The sequence below is a fragment of the uncultured Campylobacter sp. genome, assembly GCF_937997465.1.
In the GTDB taxonomy this organism is placed as follows: Bacteria; Campylobacterota; Campylobacteria; order Campylobacterales; family Campylobacteraceae; genus Campylobacter_A.
Genome location: NZ_CALKTQ010000273.1, coordinates 1 through 1,913, shown reverse-complemented (window position 1 = coordinate 1,913; position 1,913 = coordinate 1). Strand labels below are relative to the sequence as shown.

2 protein-coding genes are annotated in these 1,913 nt (G+C 43.5%); one reads left to right on the top strand and one right to left on the bottom strand.

Annotated features, from left to right (window positions below; all coding sequences use genetic code 11):
- Nucleotides 1-219, bottom strand: a 219-nt coding sequence (locus tag Q0546_RS09055) for a DnaJ domain-containing protein (protein ID WP_298792374.1), incomplete at its 3' end; no start/stop codon positions are given.
- Nucleotides 220-393: 174 nt separating this feature from the next.
- Here Q0546_RS09055 and Q0546_RS09050 point away from each other — a divergent pair.
- A complete protein-coding gene (locus Q0546_RS09050; protein WP_298792372.1) occupies nt 394-1,809 on the top strand; it encodes a Do family serine endopeptidase in 1,416 nt (471 codons plus the stop codon).
- Nucleotides 1,810-1,913 lie beyond the last annotated feature (104 nt).

The window sequence follows — 1,913 nt, the reverse complement described above, 5'->3', positions numbered from 1 at the left end:
GCCGAACATCGCGTCGCCATGCCTGTCGTACTGCGCGCGCTTTTTTTCGTCGCTTAAAATTTCATACGCGGCATTTATCTCTTTAAATTTATCCTCCGCGCCCGGGTCTTTGTTGATATCGGGATGATACTTTCGAGCCAGCCTGCGATAGGCCTTTTTGATCTCGTCGCCGGTGGCCTTTTCGGACACCCCTAACGTTTCGTAAAGACTATTGCTCATATTATATCCTTCTAGTCAATTAATTTTATACGGATTATAGCATAAAGATTTAGCGTATGTCAATCAAGTATAGTAAACGAAATGATTTTAAACGACTTAAATAATAATTAACTTTACGTTGAGCTTAACGCCATATAATCGCGCTTTGAAAAATTTTATCCAAAAGGAAAAGCAATGAAAAAGATAACCGTATTATCTTTGGCTACTTCTTGCGCGATCTTTGCCGCAAGCATAAATTTTAACGAACCAGCAGAGGATTTTACTAGAGTAAATCCAGAATTTAACAAAAACGTCGTCCTGTCCTACAACAGCTCCATCGCCGACGCTAAAAAATCGGTAGTAAATATCTCCACCACAAAAACCGTCAGCAACAACGTTGCAGATATGAACGATATGTTTAGCGATCCGTTTTTCAAGGACTTTTTTGGATTTCAGTTTAACATCCCTCAAGAAAAACAAAAAAGTAGCTCGCTGGGATCTGGCGTCGTCATATCTAGCGACGGCTACATCGTAACAAACAACCACGTCGTAGAAGATAGCGACGAGATCGTAGTCACGCTGCTAGATAGCGACAAAGAATATAAGGCTAAAATCATCGGTACCGATCCAAAAACCGACCTAGCTATCATCAAAATCGACGCCAAAGAGCTAAAAGCCATACCGTTTGCCGACTCGGCTAAACTAATGGAAGGCGATATCGTATTTGCTATCGGAAATCCTTTCGGCGTGGGCGGTAGCATCACTCAGGGCATAGTTTCAGGCCTAAACAAAGATAACATAGGTCTAAATCAATATGAAAATTTCATCCAGACAGACGCCTCGATAAACCCAGGCAACTCGGGCGGTGCGCTAGTCGATAGCCGCGGCTACTTAGTAGGCATAAACTCGGCCATACTTAGCCGCAGCGGAGGAAACAACGGCATCGGCTTTGCCATCCCGTCAAATATGACTAAAGATATCGCCAAAAAACTCATCGAAGACGGCAAGATCGAGCGTGGATATATCGGCGTGATGATAGCAAATCTAAACGAAGAGCAAAAAGAGATCTATAAAAACAAAGAAGGCGCGCTTATTAGTAGCGTAGAAAGCGGCCTTCCTGCGGATGTCGCGGGACTAAAACGAGGCGACCTCGTCATCAAAATCGACGATAAAGAGATCAAAAACGCCAACGATCTCAAAAATCTTATCGGATCGCTAGCTCCAAACAAAGAGATCACGCTAACCTACGAGCGCTCCGGTAAAATCGAAACCGCCAAGATAAAGCTAGCTAACGCAAACGCAAAATCAAGCGCTCCGGCGGCAAAAAACGGCACGGCGATCGAGGGTCTTAGCGTCACAGCTATCGACGACAACGCAAGATATAAATACCGCCTACCTGCGGACGCAGCGGGCATCCTGGTAACTGACGTAAAAGCAGGCTCAAATGCCGAGAAAATCGGCTTTGAAAAAGGTGACATCATCATACAAATCGCCGAGGAAAATATCAAAAATATGGATGATTTTAACAAAGCCCTAGCAAGCGCAAAAGGCAAAAAGACGCTCGTTTGGGTTAATCGCGGTGGACTTTTCCAAGGTCTTGTTATAAAATAATTTCTACTCTAAGGCGCGGAAAACTGCGCCCTTTTTCTTTTTAAATTTTCCAAATTTTATCTCAAATTTTACCCGTCAAATTTGACGCTCCGCCATTTTTAAAT